Annotated in this window: 3 protein-coding genes; all 3 read left to right on the top strand. The window is 69.5% G+C overall.

The genetic code is table 11. From position 1 onward, the window contains the following. Positions 1-269 precede the first annotated feature (269 nt). The 3 genes from proC to AC5LSR_RS20980 all read left to right on the top strand — a co-directional run bounded on the left by proC (position 270) and on the right by AC5LSR_RS20980 (position 3,518). Entirely contained in the window at positions 270-1,070 is an 801-nt protein-coding gene (gene proC / locus AC5LSR_RS20990) for a pyrroline-5-carboxylate reductase (RefSeq protein WP_250281987.1), read from the top strand. 125 nt (positions 1,071-1,195) lie between these two features. Continuing rightward, positions 1,196-1,456: a 30S ribosomal protein bS22 gene (locus tag AC5LSR_RS20985; RefSeq protein WP_493465570.1), complete on the top strand. Its 261-nt coding sequence runs from the start codon at positions 1,196-1,198 to the stop codon at positions 1,454-1,456. A 1,021-nt stretch (positions 1,457-2,477) separates the two neighbouring features. Continuing rightward, positions 2,478-3,518, top strand: coding sequence for an NAD-dependent epimerase/dehydratase family protein (locus AC5LSR_RS20980; RefSeq protein ID WP_250281988.1), 1,041 nt, complete (start codon positions 2,478-2,480; stop codon positions 3,516-3,518). The last annotated feature ends 416 nt before the right edge of the window (positions 3,519-3,934 follow it).

Below are 3,934 nucleotides of genomic sequence, written 5' to 3'. Positions count from 1 at the left end.
CCTTGGCGCGCACCGGCCGGGACCCACACATGACTCCCGGCACATGGCTGGCCCGGACGTGACGGCTCCGATGGCGGACGGCGACGGATGGGGGGGAGTGAGGCGGGAACCGGTGGCAGCCGCGCACCGGCCGGTCACGTCCGGGCCAGCCATGTGCCGGGCCAGTCATGTGTGGGTCGGACTGGGGAGAGCCGGGTTGACAGGAGAGCCAGGTTGACGAAAGTGCTCCGCCTGGGGACGGGTATGGTCCGCCGACAGGAGGGACGTCCATGACGATCGCTATCCTCGGCGCCGGCAGGCTCGGCGAGGCGTTGCTGTCGGGGATGCTGCGCTCCGGGCATGATCCCGCGGATCTGTTCGTGACGGCGCGCCGGCCGGAGCGCGCCAAGGAGCTGTCCGCCCGCCACGGCGTCGAAGCGGTCTCCAACCCGGCCGCGGCCGCCCGGGCGGACGTGCTGATACTCACGGTCAAACCGCAGGACATGACCGCGCTGGTCGGAGAGATCACCGATGTCGTCACGCCGGAGCATCTGGTGATCTCGGTGGCGGCCGGCGTCACCACCGCGTTCCTGGAGTACCGGCTCGCCGCCGGCACGCCGGTGGTGCGGGTGATGACGAACACCCCTGTGCTGGTGGACGAGGCCATGTCGGCGATCTCGGCCGGCGCCCATGCCGGCGAGGAGCACCTGCGCCGTACCGAGAGGCTGCTGGCGCCGGTCGGCAAGGTTGTCCGGGTGCCCGAGGCGCAGCAGGACGCCGTGACGGCCCTCTCCGGCAGCGGCCCGGCCTATTTCTTCTACCTGGTCGAATCGATGATCGACGCGGGCATCCTGCTGGGGATTCCGCGGGGGGTCGCCGCGCAGCTGCTGGTGCAGACCGCGGTGGGGGCGGCTGTGATGCTGCGCGACTCCGGCGAGCATCCGGTACTGCTACGGGAGGCGGTGACCTCCCCCGGCGGTACGACGATCACCGCCATCCGGGAGCTGGAGAAGCACGGCGTCCGAGCGGCCCTGCTGGCCGCGATCGAAGCGGCCCGGGACCGCTCCCGCGAACTGGCCAGTCCCACCTGACCGGACACGAAAGCCCGCCAGGACCAGCCAGGGCGTACGCGAACGGAGCCGTGCCAGCAGGGCTGTGCCAGCAGGGCTATGGCAGCAGGGCTGTGGCAGCGGGGCCGTGACGACGGGGCCGTGACGTGGAAGGCGCGGAGCGCGCGGGGGTGGGAACCAGGCCGTCGCTCCGTCCGCGTACTCGTCCGCCCGTGGGGGAGCGGGTGGCCGTGCCACGTTGTCCGGTGGAGCGGGTAGGCTCGGCCGGTAGTTCGTTCGGCTTTCCTTCCAACAGATCGGTTGGGTTCGTGGGTTCGGTTATCAAGAAGCGTCGCAAGCGCATGGCCAAGAAGAAGCACCGCAAGCTCCTCAAGCGGACCCGCGTTCAACGGCGCAACAAGAAGTAGTTAAACGATTACTTCGAGCTTCTTCTGCTGTCGGCTCGTCGTGGTACGAGCCGGTTCGCCCGGACGCCGGACGGTGGGCGCCGGGCGCGGGAGGCCGGGCGCGTCGGAGCGGGATCGTCGTAGCCGGCTGCCGGCCGTGCGGCGTCCGGTGGATGGCGGCCGGCCGGAGCGATGATCCAGACAGCATCCCGTGTGCGGTAGGCACAACTGGATGCCCGCTCCGGAGGATGCGCCCGTTCCGGATGCCTGTTCGTGGGGCCTCGCCCGGCGCGGCCGGCGGTCCGTGTCGTCGCCACGCGTCGGCACGGGTCTCCGGTCGCGGCCGCGCAGGGAGCCCGGCGATCTCCACTGCTTCCGGCGTCCCGGCCCGGAAGCGCCCGACGCTCTCCCGTCTGTGGACGGGCTGCTCCCGTCGCCCTGTCGCTCCCGTCGCCCCGCTCTCGACGGCTCCGCTCGCCGGTGGCGGCCCTGCTGTCCCCTGGTCGCGCCGCGTCGGCCCCGCCCGTCGGCTCCGCGGTGTCGGTCTTGCCGCGTCGGCCCCGCCGCTCTCGTCCCGTGGGGGAGCCTGCTGGATCGCTGGCCGCATCGGCCGGCATCCGTCGGACGGCCATCGGGGGCTGTCTGGCTGCCGTTACCGGCAGATCTTTCTGTGACATTGCCGCTACCATCCGCTTTCGTGATGACGGTCCCGCTTTTCCGTTGCCACCTTTTGTGCTCGGTTGACTACCTGGTGTTCCGTATTCGATTGCGTGGCTGCTGTTCCCGGTCCGGTGGCGATGCCGGGCCGGGTGATGTCATCGGATGTGGCCTGCGAATCGTTGTCGGACGAGACCGGCGGAATCGTTACCGGATGAGCCTGTGGTGTCGCCTCGAGTTATGCTTCCTCGTCAATAGTCGACGTTGGGTGACGTTGGTTATTGTTGACCAATAGGACGCCACGCCATGTACTCCACGATGTTTCTGGCGTGACAACGCCAGGGCGTAGCATGGGCCCGGGTATCGGGGCAGGGGGCGACGAGAAATGCGACCACGCTGCGTGCTGGTGACCGGTGTTTCCCGGCCGCTCGGCGCACAGGTGGCGAGTGTCTTCGCGGCCGACCCGGAGATCGAGAATGTGATCGGGGTCGATACCGTGCCGCCCCGCGACGATCTCGGCCGCACCCAGTTCGTCCGTGCGGACATCCGTAATCCGCTGATCGCGAAAGTAATCAGTGCCGCCGCTGTCGACACCGTCCTTCATCTGAATGTGATCGCCACTCCGCTCGGTGCCGGCGGCCGGGCCACGATGAAGGAAATCAACGTCATCGGCACCATGCAGCTCCTCGCCGCGTGCCAGAAGGCGCCGAGCGTCACAAAAGTGATCGTCAAGTCCACCACGACGATTTACGGATCATCACCCTCTGATCCGGCGCTGTTCACCGAGGAGATGGAGCCGCGCAGCCTGCCTCGCGGGGGTTACAGCAAGGATGCCCTGGAGGTCGAGGGATACGTCCGGGGTTTCAGCCGCCGGCGGCCCGACGTCACTGTCAGCGTGCTGCGATTCACCAATATCATCGGCCCCGGTATCGACAGTCCGCTGACCCGGTACTTCGAGCTGCCGGTCGTCCCGACGGTACTCGGCTTTGATCCGCGCCTCCAGCTCCTGCACAGCGAGGACGCGCTCGCCGTGCTTATCCAGGCCGCCGTCCAGGACCATCCGGGCACGTTCAACGTCGCCGGGGACGGTGTCCTCCTGCTCTCCCAGGCCGTGCGGCGGGCCGGGCGGGCGCCGCTGCCGGTACCGTCCCCGGCCGTGGTCACGCTGGGGAACCTGATCCGCAGATCCCGCCTGCTGGACTTCTCCGCCGAACAGCTCGGTTTCCTCGCGCATGGGCGCGCGGTCGACACCACCCGGCTGAAACACGTCTTCAACTACATTCCGCGGTTCACGACACAACAGACCTTCGACGACTTCGTACGGGACCGTCCGATGCGTTTCGCGATCGACCATGACGCCGTGGTCCGCCTGGAGCGGGCCCTGCTGGACGTACTCGCGCGCCGCAGGCTGGTCGGGACGTCATGACCAGGCTGGCCGGGGCGTCGCGACCATCGTCACCACCTTTGGGTGGCTTCCACGTTGGGCAGGGAGTAGGGCGTGCGGGAGACGGACCGGCACTGGACAGGAGACGGATGCGGACGGGAGACGGATGAGTTGAACCTGGTCATGACGGTGATCACCACGCGATGTCCCCCGCGCGGCCCGGCCCGGCAGACGTGGGGCGTGGGCTGGCGGGCCGCTGGATAGCGGCGGTCGACCGGCGAGCGGGCCGCCGGGGGCGTGGGCCGGGCGGGTGGTCGTCCACCGGCGCCGGCCGGCCGAGGAGCGCGCGGCCACATCAGCGGCCACGCAGGTGCCGCGCACCCTCAGGCCCCGGAAAAGCCGCGGGCCCGGGGACCCACCCGGGGAATCCGAGGAGCATCCTGTCGGCCCACGCAGGG

Source organism: Protofrankia sp. CiP1_Cm_nod4 (assembly GCF_982290645.1).
This window is presented reverse-complemented; position numbering and strand designations above follow the sequence as displayed.